We start from the raw sequence: 19,303 nt of genomic DNA, 5'->3' as shown, positions 1-19,303 counted from the left end.
AGTATTACGCAAAATTGCTGTTAACTCGTCGGTTCAAATGCCGTTCTGGTTCATATTGGGACGAAAAGGCGAATGGAAAGGAAGATTTGCTTAACCAGTCCTAAGAGCGCGTGAACGCTTCCTTTACGGATGTTTATATCTTCGTCGCTAGAAGGGTGCTCATGGAAATGAACTTCCCGCATAAGAGTCTGACCAAGACCAGTGCCGATACGGATGCAGATGCAGACAGCGCTCATGAAGCCCTGATTGCGCATGCGATCGCGCGTCAGGCTCTTTCTCCATCGGCACGTGCATATCTTGCACGGCGGAAAGGTCTGGCTGCAAAGCCAAACCACTCCAGCCGTGGGCCAGTGGGAGATCGGATCAAGTTTTTTGCCGGCGAGCTTCCTATGCGAAGCCCGCTTGTGAAAAGCGCGCGCATTTTTGAGAAGGGCAATTTCCGGCCGGATCTGTTGCGTGAGAAATCACCGAATGATGGAGCGCAATCGTAAATATGAACGCGTTCTTTACCTTGGTGATTTAGTAGTTTGAAAAACTCTATGTCTAAAGATGTAAACATATTTTGATTTAGAGCGAAATGCCGCAAGGCGTATTTTGAGGGTAGTATGATCGAGAACCAGGAAATTAAACCAGCACAAGTAGTTGGCCCATTGGGTGAACCATTGACTATAGCTGATTTGCCCAATCCGGGTACAACCCGCTGGGTGGTTCGGCGCAAGGCGGAAGTTGTTGCGGCGGTAAATGGCGGCCTTTTGACGGTTGATGAGGTTTGCGATCGTTACAGTCTGTCGTTGGAAGAATTTGCTTCTTGGCAGCGGGCTGTTGACCGCTCCGGCATGCCTGGACTGCGCGTAACGCGGATCCAGCATTATCGCGACCTTTATGAGCGTCAGCAAAAATATTGATAGCAAGTTTAACATCAGTGTGAATCTGGCTGCGCGGCGGTGTCGCTGAATTAAGCATCAATATTAATGGTTTGGAGGCCTCGGAAATTCGTTTCCGAGGCCTTTTCATTATGTTAGCGCGACTATTTTCTGGTTTCGGGCCATCATTTGTATAAGATATGGCCATTGGCCCGAGCAAACAGGCCAGAAATGGATCAGGAGGAAGACATGATTAACTTTATCATCGCGCTTGTGATGGGCGGCATTATCGGATGGCTCGCGAGTATCGTTATGGGCCGGGATGCATCAATGGGCATTTTCTGGAACATTGTTGTGGGCTGTGTCGGTTCGATGTTGGGTGGCTGGCTGTTCAGCTTCTTCACTGGCGGCACGCAAAATCTTCGAGATGCACCATTCAGCCCAATGACCTTGCTGGTGGCTTTTGGTGGAGCAATCGTGCTTCTGGGTATTGTTAATTTAATCAAGCGGGGGCGCGTCCGTTAAACGAAGCAGCCTATATTTTATTGAAAAAACAAAAGGCTGGCTCAGTAGAGTCAGCCTTTTTCATGTGACAATGGATGCGGCTATGGTAATTTGGCAACGTCTAAAGGTCAGCATTTGCATGGGTGATTGTTCGGGCTTGTGATAACTGATTTATTGATATAATACACCGGTTGCAGAAATAGATTTTTTCCCCGCGTTCCAGTGATTCTTTGTATATTGCAGCGCAAAAACAGGATAAAGGCTGGCTGACGAGTATTGAATATGAACTATGAATCGAAAATTTCCGGCGAAGATGTCGACGTCTCGACCCTAGAAGATGGCGATGAAGAGGCGCGGAGCAGAAAGCCTTTAGTGATCGCTGCGATTGCGGTGGTGGCCGCTATTTTGGCGGTGCTTGCCTATCAGTTATTCTTCGGCTCTGGCGAGGCTCCCCCTGCGGAGAGCCAGGCACCGGTGGTTACCGTGGTAATTCCGGGCACCAAGGATGTTGTCCGCACCATTAATGCCACTGGAACGCTGGCGGCCCGACGTGAAATTCCGGTCGGCGTTGTCGGCGAGGGTGGTCGTGTAACCCAAGTATATGTCGATGCTGGTGACTGGGTGAAACCTGGTCAGATCATGGCGAGCATTGATCGTTCGGTTCAGAATCAGCAAGTGGCGCGGTGGGCAGCCTTGGTTGCTTCTGCCAGGGCAGATTTGAACTTGGCGCAGGCTAATCTTGACCGTGCGGCTGCGCTGGTCGAACGTGGGTTTATTTCAAAAGCGGATATCGATCGGCTGACGGCGACGCGTGACTCAAATGCTGCACAGCTGCGTGTTAACCAGGCACAGTTGGGCGAAGCACGCGCGCGGAACAATTTTTTGAACATTGTTGCACCAAAGGGCGGTTTTGTTCTGGAGCGCAGTGTTGAGGTCGGACAAACGGTGAGCGCGGGCAGCGGAATTCTATTCCGGTTGGCTCAAAATGGCGAAATGGAATTGCAGGCTCAGCTGAGCGAAAGTGATCTGGCAAATGTGGCGGTTGGTGTGAACACCGAGGTCATTCCCGTGGGTACAGACAAGGTGCTGACCGGGCAAATTTGGCAAATTTCACCAATGATTGACTCGCAGTCACGGCAAGGCATAGCAAAAATTGCACTGAGCTATGACAGCGCTCTGCGTCCAGGTGGCTTTGCGAGTGCGAGAATAACCAGTGGTTCTACTGTTGCCTCAGTATTGCCAGAATCAGCGTTGCAGAATGATAGCAAAGGCGCGTTCGTCTATATTGTTGACAAAGATGACAAGGCAGTGCGCCGGGATGTTGTGACTGGTCCAGTTTCCAGCGCCGGTGTTTCGATAAGTTCGGGTTTAAATGGCACCGAGCGGGTTGTTTTGCGAGCTGGTGGTTTCCTGAATCCAGGAGAGACGGTCAAACCCGCTTTGCAGAAAAAAGAGGCAGGCGCCTGATCCATGAATTTGCGTAATATATCTGCTTGGTCGACGCGTAACCCAGTAGTGCCACTGGTCCTGTTCACGGCTATGCTGTTGGCAGGTATCCTGAGCTTTAATCGCATGGATATCGTTAACAACCCGGATGTGGAGTTTCCCGCGGTCAGGGTGGTTATTTCTCAGCCAGGTGCTGCACCGACCGAAATTGAAAACCAGATTACACAGCGTATTGAAGCTGCGGTTCGCGGTATTAGTGGCGTTAAAAATATAAGCTCCACGGCCAGCGAAGGAAGCAGCAGGACTTTCGTTGAATTTGAAATCGGTACGGACACGAACGAAGCGGTCAACGAAGTCAAAAACTCGGTGGATCAGACACGTGGATCGCTTCCGGAAGGTATATTAGAGCCGCAGATTAACAAGGTCGATGTTGTCGGAGAGCCGATTGGCTATTTTGCGGTAAAAGCCGATGACATGACAATCGAGGAGCTGAGCTGGTTTGTCGATGATACGGTGTCGAAAAACCTGCTGACCATTGATGGTATGGCAGAGGTCGACCGTTTTGGCGGGGTGGACCGGGAAATCCGCGTTATCTTGAAACCAGAACGGATGCAGGCGCTGGGTGTAACGGCGACGCAGATCAATAATGTTCTCAGACAGATCAACATAAATGCTGCTGGTGGTCAGGCTGAAATTGGCGGGACACGGCAGTCGCTTAGAGTTTTGGGCAATGCTGATGATGCCTTTGCTTTGTCACAGGCCCAAATCCCATTGGGTAATGGCTCTACGGTAAAGCTGAGCAGCGTGGCGGATGTCAGTGATTCTTTCGGTGAGCGCAGTTCCATAAGCAAGGTGCAGGGACAAGAGGTCGTCAACTTTGCCATGTCCCGCGCGCGGGGTGCTTCCGACGTTACGGTCTATGATGAGGCCGTGGAGATGATGGAGAAAATCTCGACCGAAAATGAAGGTGTCGAGTTTATTTCTCTTGGGACAAGTGTCGAGTATACAAGGTCACAATATAAGAGTTCGATGCTTGCGATGATCGAAGGCGCGCTGCTTGCTGTTGTCGTAGTCTTCCTGTTTCTCAGGGATTGGCGTGCCACGGTTATCTCGGCCATTGCCATTCCTTTGTCCGCAATTCCGACCTTCTGGTTCATGGATTTGCTGGGTTTCAACCTGAATTTCCTCTCGCTCCTCGCTCTCGGCTTGGTGGCCGGCGTTCTGGTCGATGATGCCATTGTGGAGATTGAGAATATCGTGCGCCATATGCGCATGGGCAAAACCGCCTATCAGGCGTCGATTGATGCAGCCGATGAAATTGGTCTGGCCGTTGTGGCGACATCCTTCTGTATCGTTGCCGTCTTTCTCCCCGTTGGCCTGATGCCAGGTATTTCTGGACAGTTTTTCAAAAATTTCGGGATAACTGTGGTGATCTCGGTGTTGATGAGTCTGGCTGTGGCGCGAATGATTACGCCGATGGTCGCGGCTTATTTCCTGAAAGCTAAGGGCCATGCCGAACACGGCGAGGGCGTATGGATGGACCGTTATATGGTTCTGCTCAATTGGTCGCTGGATCGTTCTGACGCCGATGAGGCAAGAGCAAAACTGACACCGGCCAGTGCGGCTTGGTGGCAATATCTGATCGGTTTCGTTCTGTTTGCGATCATATTTTCGGTTTTTGTTGGCGTTGCGGCAATGACAGGTTCTGCGATTAGCGGCTTCCTGACAGAGATCATAACGAGTGATTTTTTCCGTGCTATGATCGGCCTGATTCTTGGCATTGTTGCCGGGTTGTTAGCTGGCGCAATTGTGGCACTGGTCCTTCGCCTTGTAATTGGCGGTATCGGTGGGCGGTTCGCTGATTGGTATTTCTACCGGATCGAGCGTTTCAAGGCCCGTTCATTGGATCACCGTATTTGGGTGTTGGGCATCGGTGTTGCCGCCTTCGTTCTGACGGTCGTTTTGTTTGCCGTCACTCCGTCTCAGTTTCAACCCACCATCAATGTGGATGAGAGCCGGATAAACATCGAGGTTGTGCCCGGAACCACGCTGGAGCAAACCGAAAAAATCGCCGATCAGGTTTCCGACATCATGTATGAACAACCTGAGGTCCTGCGTGCCTTGACCCGGGTTCGTGAAACCAATGCGACCGTCTACGTAAGCTTGAAACCGGAACGGGACAAAACGTCTATCCAGTTCGAGCGTGATATGGCGCCGGTATTGCAGCAAATTCCCGACGCCCGGATTTCCTTTGCATCGCAAAGCGGCGGTGGCGGTACGGGACGCGATATTTCGATCATGCTGACCGGGTCTGATCCTGACTTGCTCGACGACACAGCAGCCGAACTGGTTGAACAAATGAAGGGCATAAATATGGTCGTGGCGCCGCGAGTCACCGCCGATCTCAGCCGTCCTGAAATTGTCATTCGGCCCTATGCTGATCTGGCGGCACAGCTTGGTGTTACGACGTCGTCTCTCAGTCAGACCATTCGTATCGCTACACTTGGTGAGATAGATCAGAATGCAGCTAAGTTCTCGCTGTCTGATCGCCAGATACCCATCCGAGTGATGCTTCCTGAAGCCTCGCGCGCGGATCTGTCGACCATTGAAAACCTGCCGGTACAAACGGCGGATGGAGGCAGTGTACCACTCAGCCGCGTTGCATCGATTAGCTTCGGATCCGGCCCGACATCCATTCAACGTTACAATCAGAACAGGCGAACCTTTGTTGGTGCTGATCTGGCGCAAGATGTTGTTAAAGGCGAAGCGATGGCGGCTATTTTTGACCTGCCGATCATGAAAGACTTGCCAACCGGCGTGTCCAACGAAGCTTTTGGTGAAGATGAGTGGCAGGCTGAATTGGCAGTGAATTTTGTAATTGCGCTGATCTCCGGTGTGCTCCTGGTTTTCGCCACATTGGTGTTGTTGTACAAGCGCCTGATGTCGCCATTGGTGAATATGGGTTCATTGGCTCTGGCTCCGCTTGGCGGCATATTCCTCGTATGGATTGTTGGCCAACCCGTGTCTATGCCAGTGCTGATCGGGGTGCTGATGCTACTTGGCATTGTCAGTAAAAACTCCATTCTCCTTATCGATTTTGCGATTGAGGAGATGGAGAAAGGCATTCCCAAATTTGAAGCCATCATGGATGCCGGCCACAAACGTGCACAGCCTATCGTCATGACCACCGTTGCCATGACGGCTGGTATGGTACCAACCGCGGTATCACTGTCCGGCGATGGCGCATGGCGTGCGCCGATGGGAACAGTCGTGATTGGCGGGCTGATCGTATCGACACTGCTGACGTTGGTTATTGTGCCTGCCGGTTTCAGTTTGGCGGATGGTTTTGAACGGCGTGTCGGTCCTTGGCTCCGCAAGACGATGCTGACTTATAATCCGGGTGATGACGCGGACGATAAGGCAAAGGTTCAGCCTGCCGAGTGAAGCCGCTTTCTTCTAAATTGGCGCCGCAGTCCAACAGCATTCCGGTTTCTGGTTCGTCCACAATGACAAGAGACATGAACAATGCTGGCCGCGATATGAAAATTATCGCGACCGGTTTGCTGGTGTTGATGGCGGTGATCTATTTCACCTCCCGAACTTTTGAAGAAGTGCATCCTGCGATAGGCTTTGTTCGCGCTTTTGCAGAAGCGGCAATGATTGGCGGAATAGCGGACTGGTTTGCAGTAACTGCCTTGTTCCGGCATCCAATGGGGCTGCCGATCCCGCACACGGCAATTATTCCGCGCAACAAGGACCGGATAGGCGATACACTCGCCAACTTCCTGAAAAATAATTTCCTGGTTTCACGGATCGTGGCGCAACGGATGCACGGGGTTGATCTCGCAGGCGGCGTCGGACGGTTCCTGAAATCACCCAGCGGTGGGGAGGGACGGTTGCGTATGGGTGCGTCGCGGCTGATCGGTGATATTATAGGTTCGCTTGACCAGGACCGCCTTGGCAGCATGTTTAAAGGTGCCGTAAAGACACAGGCAAAGGAACTGGATCTCGCGACGCCAATGGGTCAGATTCTGGAATCCGTTATGGCTGAAAATCGCCACGGACCATTGATCGATTCTACAATCAAATGGGCCTATCGGACACTTGACGCCAATGAATATGTCATCCGCGCCATTGTCCATGATCGCGCCAATACAGTGATGCGCTGGACCGGTCTGGACGACCGGCTGGCTAACGAGGTGGTTGATGGTTTGTACAAACTATTGGCCGATATGGCGACCGATCCCGAGCATCCCGTGCGCGCCAAGACTGAGGAGAGCTTGGTTCAACTCGCGCAGGAGCTGAAAAGCGATCCGGCATTACGACAACGGGTCAATGAGTGGAAGCTCGAAATGATCGAAAATCCCGCCATAGCAAACTGGATTGATGGCATGTGGGAATCCGGGCGCGAAGCCTTGCTCAAAGCCTCGCGCGATCCTGAGGCAGCGATGGCTGGCCACTTCGGTGATGCGCTTATGCAACTGGGTAGCAGTCTTCAGAAAGACCCACTGCTTAATCGCCAACTCAACCGGTTCGCGCGCCGTGCTGTTGCCGGGGTTGTGGCGAGCTATGGCGACAATATCGTCAAACTGGTTTCGGAAACCATTCGCGGCTGGGACGCACAAACGATTACGGATCGTGTTGAAAATGCAGTAGGCCGGGATCTCCAATATATTCGGGTCAACGGTACGCTGGTTGGCGGCCTAGTGGGCGTTATGCTTCATCTCTTGAATCACTGGATTTATTAGAGGCCTAGCGCGACAGTAATATGCGGGCCTGCCCGGCGATCTGGGCGAGCATGGCAATTGATGGTCTGGGAGATAGCTGAGCCCGATCAACAATATTCCGGAATTGTACGACCCGGGCATTATTTTTCTCAACCCATGACTCCAGAAACTGATCCATATCCTTGCTCCGCGCCCGTCTCAGGAAATCGAGGCGCATCTGTTGGAAATCACGAGCCAGTCCTGCCACGAGCAGACGATCCCAAGGATCCGACGGATTGATACGTGTCGCTGTCATCTGAGCCCAATCCAACCCGAGCAGGCTTCCAAGCTTGGTGAACGCGGCGGCAACTTCGATAGCGTCAATGTCCCGCGTCTTGGCCAGATAGGCTATGCCAGCAGCGCCATCATTTTTATAGATGTTGGCCATTTCATGAGCGATTTCGGTGGTCGCTCCAGCCTCTATCAGCAATCCTGTCTGTTTTGCTGCTTGTAGCTGACCTTCTTCTGTTATCAGGCTGTCTACCTGATCATTTAGCAATGCTATATTGGGTGCCAGCATGTCGACGGCTTCATCGATTGTACCACTGGTCAGGCCAATGCGCATCAGGTCAGCCATATGGGAGCGAAGCACATAAGCCACGCGATCAAAGAGCAACAATCGAACATTTTCGCCAATTTTTGCATCTTCGAGTGATTTCCAGATCGTTTCCGCATCAAACAGGCGTTCTGCCATGACAAAAGCTGCGGCGACTTCGCCCAATGAGCAGCCTTCTTCTTCTGCCAGCTCAAAAGGATCAATCAAGCCAAGACGATTGACCATCCGGTTAGCGAGTTTCGTCGCGATAATTTCCCGGCGCAACTGGTGGCTTAGGACGGCGTCTTTATGCTTTGCTTTGATGGCGCTAGGAAATGCTTTGAGTAGCTCGTTTTCGAGACCGGGATCGGTACTCAACGTGCTATTCTCTATCGCATCCTGAAGCGCCAATTTTGCTGTCGAGATCAGAACTGCGAGCTCGGGACGGAATAACCCGCGATCTTCCTGGCCACGGCGAATGAGATCCTCATTGTTCGCCAGCCCTTCAACGGCGCGATCCAGTCTGCCCTGTTCTTCAAAATATTCAATCAGCCGGATGCAGGATGGCAGCGTTTTTTTACCGCCAATCTCTGCTATGGAAAGGCCCAGTGCCTGCAGGCGATTGTCTTCGAGAACGAGCGCGCTGACATCATCGGTCATTTTTTCCAGTAGTGTGTTGCGGGCCGAGAGCTTCAACTGGCCAGCAGCCATCGCCGCATTAAGCGCAATTTTGATGTTAACTTCATTGTCCGAGCAATCGACACCTGCGCTATTGTCAATGAAATCGGTGTTGATCCGGCCCCCACGGCCGGCAAAAGCGATCCGACCGGCTTGTGTAATTCCTAAATTGGCGCCTTCGCCGATAACCTTCACACGTAACTGTTTGGCGTTTATGCGGATATTATCGTTCGATGGATCGCCGACTTCGATATTATTTTCGGAAGACGATTTGATATATGTTCCGATCCCGCCGAACCACAGCAGATCGGTATCGCTGGCCAGTATCGCGGAAATCAGACGCGATGGTGTAACTTCCGTTACCCCTTGTAGATCTAATAAGGTAGCGATTGTCTTGTTGATTTTCAACGTCTTCGAATGGCGTGAGAAAACACCGCCACCTTTGGAGATCAGGTCTTTATTATAGTCATCCCAGCTGGAGCGGGGCAACTCAAACAGGCGTTTGCGTTCCTTCCAGCTTGTTGCAGGATCGGGATCCGGGTCGATAAAAATATGCCGATGATCAAAGGCAGCGACCAGGCGCAACGATTTTGACAGCAGCATGCCATTGCCAAATACGTCGCCAGACATGTCGCCAACACCGATCACATTAACTGGCTCGTTCTGGATATCCACGCCCATTTCGGCAAAATGTCTCTGAACAGAAACCCATGCGCCACGTGCCGTTATACCCATGGCCTTGTGATCATAGCCATTGCTGCCACCGCTTGCGAAAGCATCACCGAGCCAGAAGCCTTTTTCGATCGCAATTTCGTTGGCGATATCCGAGAAGGTGGCTGTACCTTTATCGGCGGCGACCACAAAATAAGGATCATCTTGGTCAAGCCGAACGACATCCTTGGGCGGCACAACCGTGCCGTTCTTGATGTTGTCGGTGATGGACAATAATGCGCTGATGAAAACTCTATAGGATGCAACACCCTCGGTTATAAAGGCATCCCGATCATCGCCTGATGGAAGTTGTTTCGCAAAGAAACCGCCCTTCGCACCGGTGGGAACGATTACAGCGTTTTTCACCCGCTGAGCTTTCATGAGTCCCAAAATCTCGGTGCGGAAATCGTCGCGCCGGTCGGACCAGCGCAACCCTCCGCGCGCTACAGGACCAGCACGCAGATGGATGCCTTCCACCCTTGGGCTATAAACAAATATCTCGCGCCAGGGCACGGGAGCCGGAAGGTCAGGAATTTTCGCGCTTTCAATTTTGAAAGCGAGAGCCTCTTCAGCGCTTTCGGCAAAAGCATTGGTACGCAAAATGGATTCTATGACGGCTCGAAACAATCGCAGGATCCGATCGTCATCGATACCCTGGACCTTACCCAAGCCGGTTTCGATATCCTTTTTGGCCTGCGCCAATGCTTCTTTTGCACCGCCGTCAAATGCTGGATCATGCAATGCACTGAACATATGGATCAGCCCGCGGGTTACATCACCGGCCTCTGCAAGCGCTTCAACAACGGTGATCATGCCATAGCTCAAACCGGTTTGGCGTAGATAACGGAACCAGGCGCGAATCCAAATGGTCGACTGCGCGCTTATTCCGGTCGCAGTGATTAGCTGGTTGAAACTATCATTTTCCGCAACGCCTTCAAGAACGCCTGTGATCGCGTCCTGAATCTCTGACGCTCGGGCGATCAAATCATCGCGGGTCTCTGCATTGCCAACCGAAAGTTGAAAGTCATGGATATAGCCGAGCCGCCCCTCATCAAGTGGGGTCGGTAGTTCCTCGAGCACGGAAAAACCAAAATTTTCCAAAGTTGGGACGGCATCTGACAGCGGCAAAACACCGCCAAGATGATAGACTTTGAGCCGCAGCAGATGTTCCGCATCACCCTCTAGCCGATAGAGCCTTGTCGATTTCTGTCCGCCGCGTTCAAGTTGAAACAGCCGCATGATGTCACGCGCTGCCTCTTCCGCGCCATAGATTGACTGATATGTTCCGGGGAAACAGTCAGCATAGCGTTGCGCCAGAATTTCGGCCCGATTGTCCGGTACAAATTCACTAAGATGACTGGCCACTTCTGGACGCCATCCTCGGATCATATTTTCGAGTTGGTGGTCCAGCACATCCGGGTCCGGTATCTTGCTGTCCGCGCCCATGTCGAGAATATATCGCAGAGAAGAAATGCCACCCTCGTCCAGCGTATTGGACCAGCTCAATATTCGTGCGCCGGTGTATTCAGTAAGCATCGCCTGAATATTTTCCCGACGGGCTGTCGAGAGCTGTTCGCGCGGTAGCCAGATGAACGCATAGAGATGCCGATTCAATGGCGACATAACGCTGTGCAATTTGGGTCGCGGACGATCGATCAACGACATAGAGATTAGCGCCAGCCTCTCAAGATCTTCCTGTTTGAAGGTTATCAGGATATCATGAGGCAATGAAGTCAGCGCGTGGGTGAGCGATTTACCGGCATGACCGGTTGGTGCAAATTCAAATTTGTCAAAAAGACGCGCCAATTGTGTGCGAAGCAGTGGCACTTTCTCGGGCGGTGCCGCCAAAGCGGCACTGGTCCAAAGACCTGCTGTTATGGACAGGCCGACCAGTGCATCTTTTTCACGGATCGGCATGATGATAACATCCATCAGGACATGACGATGAACCGTTGATACCTGATTTGATTTGACGATCAACGGTGCCTGACCACCCGCTTTGAACCAGGCGAAGGCCCGTTTTTGGCTTTCTTTTGAAAGCGCTGGTTTGTCTCGCATCCGCCCTACACCGATGCGGTCGGTTCTTTGTCCTTTTTCATCCACTTTTTCATGTGCAAGTAGCGTGAAATTGCGATCCAAGAACCAGCGAACAAGAGCAGTGCCTTCGCCTTCAGGCTGATTATCGGCATCTTCCCCCAAAGCGACTTGTAGTTTTAGCCAGTCGGTGACGGCAGCCGAGACGTCCAACAGATTCTTGCGCAGTGCTCGTTCCAGCATCCGGCGTATCTTGGCATCAGTCCGTTCCAGCTCGATATAGATGATCGACTCGCGCTTTTCCCCCTGGTCAGGATCGTTGTGAATGGCGAGCAGCTTTCCTTTGCTATCGCGTTTGACACCAATCACTGGATGGATGAGCCGCCCAATATTCAGACCATAGCTAGCGATGGTCGCACAGACGGAGTCGACCAGAAACGGCATATCATCATTGACGATGGCAAGACGCAAATGCCGCTTTCCGCGATCGCTCGTAACACTTTCAAGTAGCAGATTAGCCTCAGAGGCGGCACGTTGCATGCCAGCGTCAAGGAGGAATTTGACGGCTTCCTTGCAAGCTTTGTCGTCAAAGCCAATATTTTCACCGGGCAGGGCACTGTCCTGAAAAGCGGTGGTTAAATTTTTCTTGAGTGTCTTGTCGGCCGTAGATTTGGTCGTTTTCGCTGCTGTCGCATCACGGTTACCAGTCATGGTTCCCCCAAACTATAAGTCCGGATCAAGTGTCCGTCTGTTGGAGCGTCCTTATGCGCCTAATATAGATCATGCTCAAGGCCGTTCGGCATATCACGATCGCGTGATAGACCGAATATGTAGCAAGCGTGATATATTAGTTACATATGAAACTAGTATGATATACTGGCTGATCCGCGAAAAGCTTTTAAACGCTTGTCTGTTTCAGAGCCTTGTCGGTCAGTTTCTGGTCACCCAGCACTGGGCCGACTATTGCTAATTGACCACTGTCATCGCGGCGCGCCACCAGAACGACAAATTCTGCATCACCGGCGTCAATATCGGCTAGCTGGCGGCTGGGTGCATTGCGTAAACGCTCCAGCACATCTTCGTTTTGAGCAACGGCTTCGGTTGTTTTCTGTTTTGGATTACGTGCGTCGCGTTCGGCATAGACAACGGCTTTCAGGCCGCCATCATAGTTTTCAAGATAGTTGGCAAAGGCACCTTTCTCAATGCCTGCCTGTTTTGCAAAGCGCAGGGCCGCGGCATATTCAGTCAATCGCGTCTTGTCATAATGTGCACCAAAGACGAGTTTGACGATGGGAGTCATCGGTGCTCGTTCCTGGGCTTTCAGCCCTGAATCTTCGAGCAGAGCCGCATAGTCTTGCGGATGGGCTTCGGTCATCAGGTAAAAATCATAAGCTTGTCCGATGGCGTTATAAAGTGCCGCGCGGCTGCGTTGCTCACTATGAGCCGCATTATCCGCGCTGCTGCGTGCTGCGACAAGCCAGTCAGCCAGACTCGCGTCTTCGCTGGGTTGATCAGTAATGTCTTCCAGCTCAATATGGTCGCCGCCAACGAGAGCGGCCGTGGCAGCGGCGGCATCTTCTGCTGTTAGTTCCAGCGGCGCTGACGTTGGGCTATCGGCCCAGATCGGTCCGGTTTCTGTTTTTTCCGGAGCCGAACGCATCGCTTGCGCAACCTGTTCTTCCAGTTCTTTCGAAAACGCGTCGTCCGCGACTTCTTTCCAGTTAATTACGCCGTAAATGAAATCGATCGTATCATCATCAGTAGAAAATGGCAGCAAGATGCCGCGGTACATGATGGTAATGCCGCGCTGATTTACAAATTCAGCCTCAAAACCAATGGGCGCCTGATTGGCGATAATTTGCAGATAGTGATCGGTGATACGCGACAGCAAAGACCGCGCTGGAACCTGATCAATCGTTGTTATGCTGTCATCCAATTCACATTCTTGGCGCAGTGATTTGCCGAGAAATTGGATGGACGGATTCTCTACGCCATTGGTAAAGTCCAGTAAGACACTGTTCGGTCCAAAATCCTTGTCCGATTCCGGATCAAGATCTTCAACGCTAGGAAACTGGCGCTCTCCGAGCAGGCCGGCCCAGAAATTATAGGCACGCACGTGCATGCGGCGCTCATCCTGACCGATCGCAGGCGGCGCTTCTTGCGTTACTTCATCATCTTCATAGGCGATGTAATCGGCGTCTGGACCGGTGGTCAGAACGCTGTTTTCATCAGAATTGCGAAGGTTTTCCATGCCTAATCCTACTTTATCTACTCATCTACACTCTGGTTTGCAGCAGCCATGGTAAATATCTGGTAAACGATTCGAACTTTTCTCCCCCGCTGCGCAGCACGAATAGGCTTGTTATCTTACCAAAGAGAAAAGGCGGGCTTGTCACGGCGAAGACCGGCTGTTAAGGGCGCAACCGTTAAGTATTTGCCCCGTGCAACTAAAGTGCGAGGTTGAATGCCGCTTTAGCTCAGGTGGTAGAGCACATCATTCGTAATGATGGGGTCAGAGGTTCGAGTCCTCTAAGCGGCACCACGCATTTTTCCCTTTTATATCAAGTGCTTAGATGCATTCTTGTTGCCTGAATTAGTCCCCAGACTTCCGAGGGTTAGGTAAACTGCGGGATACAAAATGGTGGCTAGAGACCATTTGGCGGCGGCGAGAATGGCCAATTTCTGCCAAAAGTCTCACAGGCCGATTTCGTGGCTGTCAGATGCAGATGGTGGTTTTGGACAGAAAGTCAGGCGAACCCGAACATTGTTCGCTGACTTGGCCAATCCAGCGGAATGGCATTGGCGCGAGTCAGTTTGCGGCCAGTGAGATCTACAGGCTGGGTACCTTCCATGATGGATGCGATGATGTCTGGTGCCAGCCATGAGATGCGAGCCAATTGTCCAAGATACCGTCGACTATAGTTGACAAGCGCGAGATTTTGTTTCCCGTACCCTCGGCCGTCGTTATAACCACTCACTGGAGCCAAGATGCTTTCAAGATAAGCGTGCTGTTCATCGGCATTTTGCCGCAAGATTGGAAATGGCCTGTTCTAGTCGTTCAATACGCGTCATGTAGCGTTATTGGCAGATAAAGCTTCGTTCTACAATTTTAGGACATCCCTTATGTCCGCTCTTGCGCCCTAAACGGACATGCTTCGCTGTTATTGCCCACTACGGGACCGGACGATCTGCAAACTGTTCCGGATCTCTGGCATATTCTTTCACAATTGATGGCCTAACTGCAAAACTGTAGGATATTTGCATGGATATTCTCAACGACATACTCGATACGCTCGACCTCAACGGGGCTTTATATTTCCGGACGGATTTTTCCGCTCCTTGGTCGGTGACGGTGCCGGTGCTTGAAGGCGCCGCCCGGTTTCATCTCGTCGTCCAGGGCCAATGCACCGTCACCCTGCCTGGTGATCGCGTGATGACGCTCTATCCTGGCGACCTGATACTAATTCCCCGCGGACAGACCCATATGTTGTCGGACAGCCCGGTGGACAGCGCCCCGTCATTAGAGACGGTTCTTGAACAGGTCGAATATGATGGTGAAGGTGTTTTGGTGGTTGGCGATGGTGACAAATCGGCCAATACACAATTGGTCTGCGGCCATTTCACATTTCGCAAAAATGCCGATCACCCGATGCTTCGTGCGCTGCCTGACTTTTTACTCACAACTTCTTCCATGCGTGCGCAAAATCCATGGCTGGACGAGATATTGCGCCTGATATCGCGGCAAATGTTTGCGGAGCATGTGGGCTCGGATGCGTCCGTCCGCCGCTTGTCTGAGGTCATGTTTATCGAACTGCTGCGTATGGGGATCGAAGAACAAGGACAGATGGAGCCGCTGCTTAAAGGTTTTCAGGACCCGCATGTTGGTCAGGCGCTGGAGCTGTTGCACAGACAACCATCTTCCGCCTGGACCGTTCAAAGCCTCGCCCGCGAAGTGGGCATGTCGCGCAGCAGTTTCGCCGACCGATTTGCAGAGCTCATCGGACAAGGGCCGATGTCCTATCTGTCTGACTGGAGACTGCAAAAGGCGCTCTCGCTTCTGGATGAAAGCAATATCACCGTGCAGCAAGTTGCCGCCGAGACAGGATATCAATCACCTGCTGCTTTCACCCGCGCATTTGCCGGAAAATTCGGTGTTGCTCCGACGAAATATCGGCGAGAAATGAACTAAAATTTGCATATCGTCCGAGTGAATTTGCAGAAAGTCGCTATATAAGCTCATGATATTGCCATAGCGTCCAAAGTGCATATTCATTGCTCCACCCCAACAAACCAATGGAGCAAATATGCAACGTATCAATCAAATCGACACATCTGTCGCGCCAGCCGAAACAGCAGAGCTGTTAGCGGGTGTGAAATCCAGCATGGGGATGATCCCGAACATTATCGCTACCATGGCCAATTCGAAACCCGTCCTGGAGGCGTATCTTGCGCTATCCGGTACGTTGGCTGGCGCAACAATATCCAATGTTCTGGCCGAGCAAATCGCGCTTGCTGTCGCAGGTGCCAACCGATGCGATTATTGCGCATCGGCCCATATGGCACTCGGTGCAGCGGCGGGTATCGATGAGGAGGAACGGACCGACAATCTGCGTGGCAGTTCCAGTGCCCCAAAGACCAAGCTGGTGCTCGACTTTGTCAATGAGGTCATCCGCACCAAAGGCCGCGTCAGCGATACCAGCTTGGTGCTGATGCACAGCAACGGTTTCTCCGATGCGGAGATACTCGAAATATTCGGTCACGTGATGCTGAATATGTTCACCAACTATTTCAACCACCTGGTTGGAACCGAGATCGACTTCCCAGTCGTGAATACCCAGGACGCATTGGCGGCCTAACCCCTTACTTCAACTCAACTTAAAGGAAATATCTATGTTTAAACAAATCACTCTCGCTTCAGCTGTGGCACTGGCCGCAATGGCCACACCTGCAATGGCGGTTGATGAATATAATGTATCGTCGGGCCTGACCGCAGCCAGCGCTCCGCTGGCGCTGCACGGTGTTGATACTGTGGCGTTCATCAAAACCGGTAACCGCATTCAGGGTGCAGCAAAATTCACGGCTGTCCATGATGGTGTGGCTTATTATTTTTCTAGCCAGGAAAATCTGGATAGTTTCAAAGCCGCTCCCAACCGTTATCTGCCTCAAAATGGCGGCTTCTGCACCTTCGGTGTTTCGGTCGGCAAGAAGTTTGATGGCGATCCTCGCTGGGCCGATGTACGCAATGGCAAGCTCTATGTTTTCCTGAGTGAAGCCATTTTCAACGCCTATCAGAAAGATCCTGAAGGCGCGATCGCGAAAGCTGAAACCAACTGGAAGAAGATCCGTCACACCGCTGCGACGGAACTTTAATCCCGACGAGCGCGGACCATATGGTCCGCGCTCCAATTCCTGACAACAGGAGGAAAATATGGAAACTGCATATCATTATCTTGCCCTCAGCGGCATTCTCACTGTCCTTTTGTGGACACCCTATATTGCTGGACGGCTGTTCGTCTGGGGCTTGCCAACATTCCTGACCAACTATCCGGAAGGCTTTCCAAAACAGGAGCCGGAAACACCTTTGTGGATGGATCGTGCGAAGCGCGCGCATCTGAATATGGTCGAAACCATGCCAGCCTTCATTGCGGTCGTGGTTGCCGCTGGCCTCATCGGAGATGCCAGCAACGCGGGAACCTTTGCGCAATGGGCCCAGATATTTTTCTTCGCCCGGATTGCACATGCCATTGTCTATATCCTGGCGATCCCGGCTCTGCGGACACCGGTTTATCTGATTTCATGGGCAGCGATACTCGTTATCGGCGCGCAAGTCGTTCTGTAACCGGCTGTCTATAAAGCAATTCAATGGGGTTCGTAATGTGGACCAACACTCCCTCCCTGAACCCGTATGTTGCGAACCTCATTGAACCATTCACGCGGCGCCAGGGCCATTGGCTGCCTTTGCACCCAAAATCGAACGATACCTCACCACCACCCAGTAAGCTCTATTACCAACATGATGAATAAATAGCCCAAAAAGCCGTAAAGCAGCCCGCGGAACATCGGATAGGGAATGCGTGCTTTTTCGGGATAGCCCTCGGGGTAGACGATCTCGACCATCTCGCCGATTACCGGCTTGGGAAAGGGCATGTAGACCTTGTCGCGAACTTCAATAAACTGACCGCGCTCGTCGGCAAAGCGGAACACAGGATTGTAACCAATCCCACCATCTTCAAATCGCCGGTCATGACGGACGATCTTGGCCGGAACGCGGCGGATCGGATTGCGCAGAAACGGCAGATCGCCGCGCAGTGCCAGCGCCAGTCCTGTGACCACCAAGGCCAGGCTTATCAAGAGAATGAAGGTTTCGATGGCGCGGGGCTAGCATTGTTTGTTGGGGTTGTTAAGGTGGTCGCTGCTTAAAGCTTTTCCCGCGATGGAGAAGAGGCAACAGGGGGAGTATCATCATGACTTTATTTCGTATCGCCACTTATATTTTTGGCCTGATCCCGTTTTATTTCGGGGTCACGGGGATCGCGCTGGGTGCGGCGCAGCTGATGGGTGGGGAGCCTTTTACCAATGCGATGGATAACCAGTTTCGCTATCTCTCCGGCGTCTATATTGGGATCGCCGCAATGCTATTCTATTCGGCGGGCGATATTGCCGGACGGGCGCTGGTCTTTCGCATGGCGGTACTCGCAGTATTTATTGGCGGTCTGGGCCGAGTGGTTTCCTATTTCAGTATCGGTGTTCCGCCGGCGGAAATGGTCGCTGGCATGGTGCTGGAACTGATCGCGCCGGTATTCATTCTCTGGCAGTCCAAGGTGATCAAAGGCGCGTGATTGGGCGATTGCCAATCCCTCCGCAATCCCCCTGATTTGACGGCGGCGGCGGAAAGGCGCATTCTCGTTTCTGCCGCTGCAACAGGGATTCAGGCAGGGCGGCATTTTCCAAAGGGGGCGTAACCCGAAGGAGAGTGTAATGGCTGTAGCAAGAGTGACCGAAATAATTTCAGCATCAACCAGTTCGATTGAGGATGCGGTGAACGAAGGTGTTGCCCGGGCATCGCAAACACTGACCAATGTGCAGTCCGCCTGGGTGAAAGATATCAAGACCGTCGTCACGGATGGCAAGGTGACCGAATGGCGCACAACGCTGGCCGTGACGTTCTTACTGGAGGAATAGGCCTGTTGGAAGAATGAGCGGTTTCGAAAACCGGTTTGCGATTTCAGGAAACTATCCGACAATGCCGTTTTGATAGACCGTTCGGCGCCGACCATTGCGGACGACGCGCTTGGCGGTCAGTTCCTGATTGCGATAGGGTTCACGGTAAGACACGTGAACCCAGCCGCTTGCCGGCACGCCGCGTTCGTAAAATTCCAGGATCAGCTGATCATAGTTGAGCCGCCGTTCCATCCACTGACAGATGCGCAGGTTGTCGATACCGGCAATCTCAAAATCCGCAGCTTCCCCCTTGGCATGCTGTGATGTGCGTGCACCGCGAATGGCGCGATTGACCGCGGGCGAGCGATAGCCTGAGGAAATCAGTACCGGACGACCGTAATTTTCGCGCACCGGCTCCAGCACTTTTTCACAAAGCAATTTCAGCGCCGCGATCTCCGAGCGTCCGGGCGTGTTGTCGAGCATCAGCCGTGTGGCTGTCTGTGATTGCGTGAACTCGCTTAGATGGAAATTAGGGCTGAGTTTCATGGGTCGGTCCTCCGGGTGCCGCTCCCGCCTCCTTATGCTACCAATGCGAGATATTCCTT

Annotated in this window: 17 protein-coding genes and 1 tRNA gene; 13 read left to right on the top strand and 5 right to left on the bottom strand. The window is 52.3% G+C overall.

All coding sequences use genetic code 11. The annotated features are described in order from the left end of the window. Positions 1–161: 161 nt before the first annotated feature. The 6 genes from BS29_RS14435 to BS29_RS14410 all read left to right on the top strand — a co-directional run bounded on the left by BS29_RS14435 (position 162) and on the right by BS29_RS14410 (position 7,561). Positions 162–491, top strand: a complete 330-nt coding sequence (locus BS29_RS14435) for a hypothetical protein (protein WP_229954339.1) — start codon at positions 162–164, stop codon at positions 489–491. A 114-nt stretch (positions 492–605) separates the two neighbouring features. Further along, the gene (gene sciP / locus BS29_RS14430; RefSeq protein ID WP_229954338.1) at positions 606–905 is read left to right on the top strand and encodes a CtrA inhibitor SciP; all 300 of its coding nucleotides are present in this window, start codon (positions 606–608) and stop codon (positions 903–905) included. A gap of 210 nt (positions 906–1,115) precedes the next feature. After that, complete coding sequence (locus BS29_RS14425) at positions 1,116–1,388, top strand: GlsB/YeaQ/YmgE family stress response membrane protein (RefSeq protein WP_407673788.1); 273 nt, start codon at positions 1,116–1,118, stop codon at positions 1,386–1,388. Positions 1,389–1,649: 261 nt separating this feature from the next. After that, entirely contained in the window at positions 1,650–2,834 is a 1,185-nt protein-coding gene (locus BS29_RS14420; RefSeq protein WP_229954336.1) for an efflux RND transporter periplasmic adaptor subunit, read from the top strand. A 3-nt stretch (positions 2,835–2,837) separates the two neighbouring features. Then, positions 2,838–6,257, top strand: a complete 3,420-nt coding sequence (locus BS29_RS14415; RefSeq protein WP_229954335.1) for an efflux RND transporter permease subunit — start codon at positions 2,838–2,840, stop codon at positions 6,255–6,257. Between the two features lie 62 nt (positions 6,258–6,319). After that, positions 6,320–7,561, top strand: coding sequence for a DUF445 domain-containing protein (locus tag BS29_RS14410; protein ID WP_229954334.1), 1,242 nt, complete (start codon positions 6,320–6,322; stop codon positions 7,559–7,561). 4 nt (positions 7,562–7,565) lie between these two features. On the opposite strand, the gene BS29_RS14405 is transcribed toward BS29_RS14410, so the two are convergent. Continuing rightward, positions 7,566–12,248, bottom strand: a complete 4,683-nt coding sequence (locus BS29_RS14405; protein ID WP_229954333.1) for an NAD-glutamate dehydrogenase — start codon at positions 12,246–12,248, stop codon at positions 7,566–7,568. Positions 12,249–12,435: 187 nt separating this feature from the next. Then, entirely contained in the window at positions 12,436–13,788 is a 1,353-nt protein-coding gene (locus BS29_RS14400) for a PAS domain-containing protein (RefSeq protein WP_229954332.1), read from the bottom strand. 215 nt (positions 13,789–14,003) lie between these two features. Here BS29_RS14400 and BS29_RS14395 point away from each other — a divergent pair. Then, positions 14,004–14,079, top strand: a tRNA-Thr gene (locus BS29_RS14395). A 205-nt stretch (positions 14,080–14,284) separates the two neighbouring features. On the opposite strand, the gene BS29_RS14390 is transcribed toward BS29_RS14395, so the two are convergent. Beyond that, positions 14,285–14,515, bottom strand: a complete 231-nt coding sequence (locus tag BS29_RS14390; protein WP_229954331.1) for a hypothetical protein — start codon at positions 14,513–14,515, stop codon at positions 14,285–14,287. 284 nt (positions 14,516–14,799) lie between these two features. Between BS29_RS14390 and BS29_RS14385 the strand changes: the two genes are divergently transcribed. The 4 genes from BS29_RS14385 to BS29_RS14370 all read left to right on the top strand — a co-directional run bounded on the left by BS29_RS14385 (position 14,800) and on the right by BS29_RS14370 (position 17,376). Further along, on the top strand, positions 14,800–15,726 hold the full coding sequence (locus tag BS29_RS14385) for an AraC family transcriptional regulator (protein WP_229954330.1): 927 nt from the start codon (positions 14,800–14,802) through the stop codon (positions 15,724–15,726). A 115-nt stretch (positions 15,727–15,841) separates the two neighbouring features. Further along, a complete protein-coding gene (locus tag BS29_RS14380; RefSeq protein WP_229954329.1) occupies positions 15,842–16,393 on the top strand; it encodes a carboxymuconolactone decarboxylase family protein in 552 nt (183 codons plus the stop codon). Positions 16,394–16,427: 34 nt separating this feature from the next. Next, the gene (locus tag BS29_RS14375; protein ID WP_229954328.1) at positions 16,428–16,907 is read left to right on the top strand and encodes a YHS domain-containing (seleno)protein; all 480 of its coding nucleotides are present in this window, start codon (positions 16,428–16,430) and stop codon (positions 16,905–16,907) included. Positions 16,908–16,965: 58 nt separating this feature from the next. Then, entirely contained in the window at positions 16,966–17,376 is a 411-nt protein-coding gene (locus BS29_RS14370) for an MAPEG family protein (protein WP_229954327.1), read from the top strand. A 143-nt stretch (positions 17,377–17,519) separates the two neighbouring features. Here BS29_RS14370 and BS29_RS14365 read toward each other — a convergent pair whose 3' ends face one another. Then, positions 17,520–17,870, bottom strand: a complete 351-nt coding sequence (locus BS29_RS14365; protein ID WP_229954326.1) for a DUF3592 domain-containing protein — start codon at positions 17,868–17,870, stop codon at positions 17,520–17,522. Positions 17,871–18,001: 131 nt separating this feature from the next. Here BS29_RS14365 and BS29_RS14360 point away from each other — a divergent pair, with 131 nt between their 5' ends. Then, positions 18,002–18,376, top strand: coding sequence for a DUF4345 domain-containing protein (locus BS29_RS14360; RefSeq protein ID WP_229954325.1), 375 nt, complete (start codon positions 18,002–18,004; stop codon positions 18,374–18,376). 139 nt (positions 18,377–18,515) lie between these two features. Further along, the gene (locus tag BS29_RS14355; RefSeq protein ID WP_229954324.1) at positions 18,516–18,719 is read left to right on the top strand and encodes a dodecin family protein; all 204 of its coding nucleotides are present in this window, start codon (positions 18,516–18,518) and stop codon (positions 18,717–18,719) included. Between the two features lie 51 nt (positions 18,720–18,770). On the opposite strand, the gene BS29_RS14350 is transcribed toward BS29_RS14355, so the two are convergent. Next, positions 18,771–19,244, bottom strand: a complete 474-nt coding sequence (locus tag BS29_RS14350) for a D-Ala-D-Ala carboxypeptidase family metallohydrolase (RefSeq protein ID WP_229954323.1) — start codon at positions 19,242–19,244, stop codon at positions 18,771–18,773. Positions 19,245–19,303: the final 59 nt, after the last annotated feature.

The sequence above is a fragment of the Parasphingorhabdus litoris DSM 22379 genome (genome assembly GCF_020906275.1).
GTDB lineage: Bacteria > Pseudomonadota > Alphaproteobacteria > Sphingomonadales > Sphingomonadaceae > Parasphingorhabdus > Parasphingorhabdus litoris.
Note: the sequence above shows the minus strand (reverse complement) of the source record. Positions and strands in the feature narration are given on the sequence as shown.

Bases quoted from the DNA above. Each gene is read 5' to 3' on its own strand.
- BS29_RS14435 (WP_229954339.1), top strand. From the start codon at position 162: ATGGAAATGAACTTCCCGCATAAGAGTCTGACCAAGACCAGTGCCGAT.
- sciP (WP_229954338.1), top strand. From the start codon at position 606: ATGATCGAGAACCAGGAAATTAAACCAGCACAAGTAGTTGGCCCATTG.
- BS29_RS14420 (WP_229954336.1), top strand. From the start codon at position 1,650: ATGAACTATGAATCGAAAATTTCCGGCGAAGATGTCGACGTCTCGACC.
- BS29_RS14415 (WP_229954335.1), top strand. From the start codon at position 2,838: ATGAATTTGCGTAATATATCTGCTTGGTCGACGCGTAACCCAGTAGTG.
- BS29_RS14410 (WP_229954334.1), top strand. From the start codon at position 6,320: ATGACAAGAGACATGAACAATGCTGGCCGCGATATGAAAATTATCGCG.
- BS29_RS14405 (WP_229954333.1), bottom strand. From the start codon at position 12,248: ATGACTGGTAACCGTGATGCGACAGCAGCGAAAACGACCAAATCTACG.
- BS29_RS14400 (WP_229954332.1), bottom strand. From the start codon at position 13,788: ATGGAAAACCTTCGCAATTCTGATGAAAACAGCGTTCTGACCACCGGT.
- BS29_RS14385 (WP_229954330.1), top strand. From the start codon at position 14,800: ATGGATATTCTCAACGACATACTCGATACGCTCGACCTCAACGGGGCT.
- BS29_RS14380 (WP_229954329.1), top strand. From the start codon at position 15,842: ATGCAACGTATCAATCAAATCGACACATCTGTCGCGCCAGCCGAAACA.
- BS29_RS14375 (WP_229954328.1), top strand. From the start codon at position 16,428: ATGTTTAAACAAATCACTCTCGCTTCAGCTGTGGCACTGGCCGCAATG.
- BS29_RS14370 (WP_229954327.1), top strand. From the start codon at position 16,966: ATGGAAACTGCATATCATTATCTTGCCCTCAGCGGCATTCTCACTGTC.
- BS29_RS14360 (WP_229954325.1), top strand. From the start codon at position 18,002: ATGACTTTATTTCGTATCGCCACTTATATTTTTGGCCTGATCCCGTTT.
- BS29_RS14355 (WP_229954324.1), top strand. From the start codon at position 18,516: ATGGCTGTAGCAAGAGTGACCGAAATAATTTCAGCATCAACCAGTTCG.
- BS29_RS14350 (WP_229954323.1), bottom strand. From the start codon at position 19,244: ATGAAACTCAGCCCTAATTTCCATCTAAGCGAGTTCACGCAATCACAG.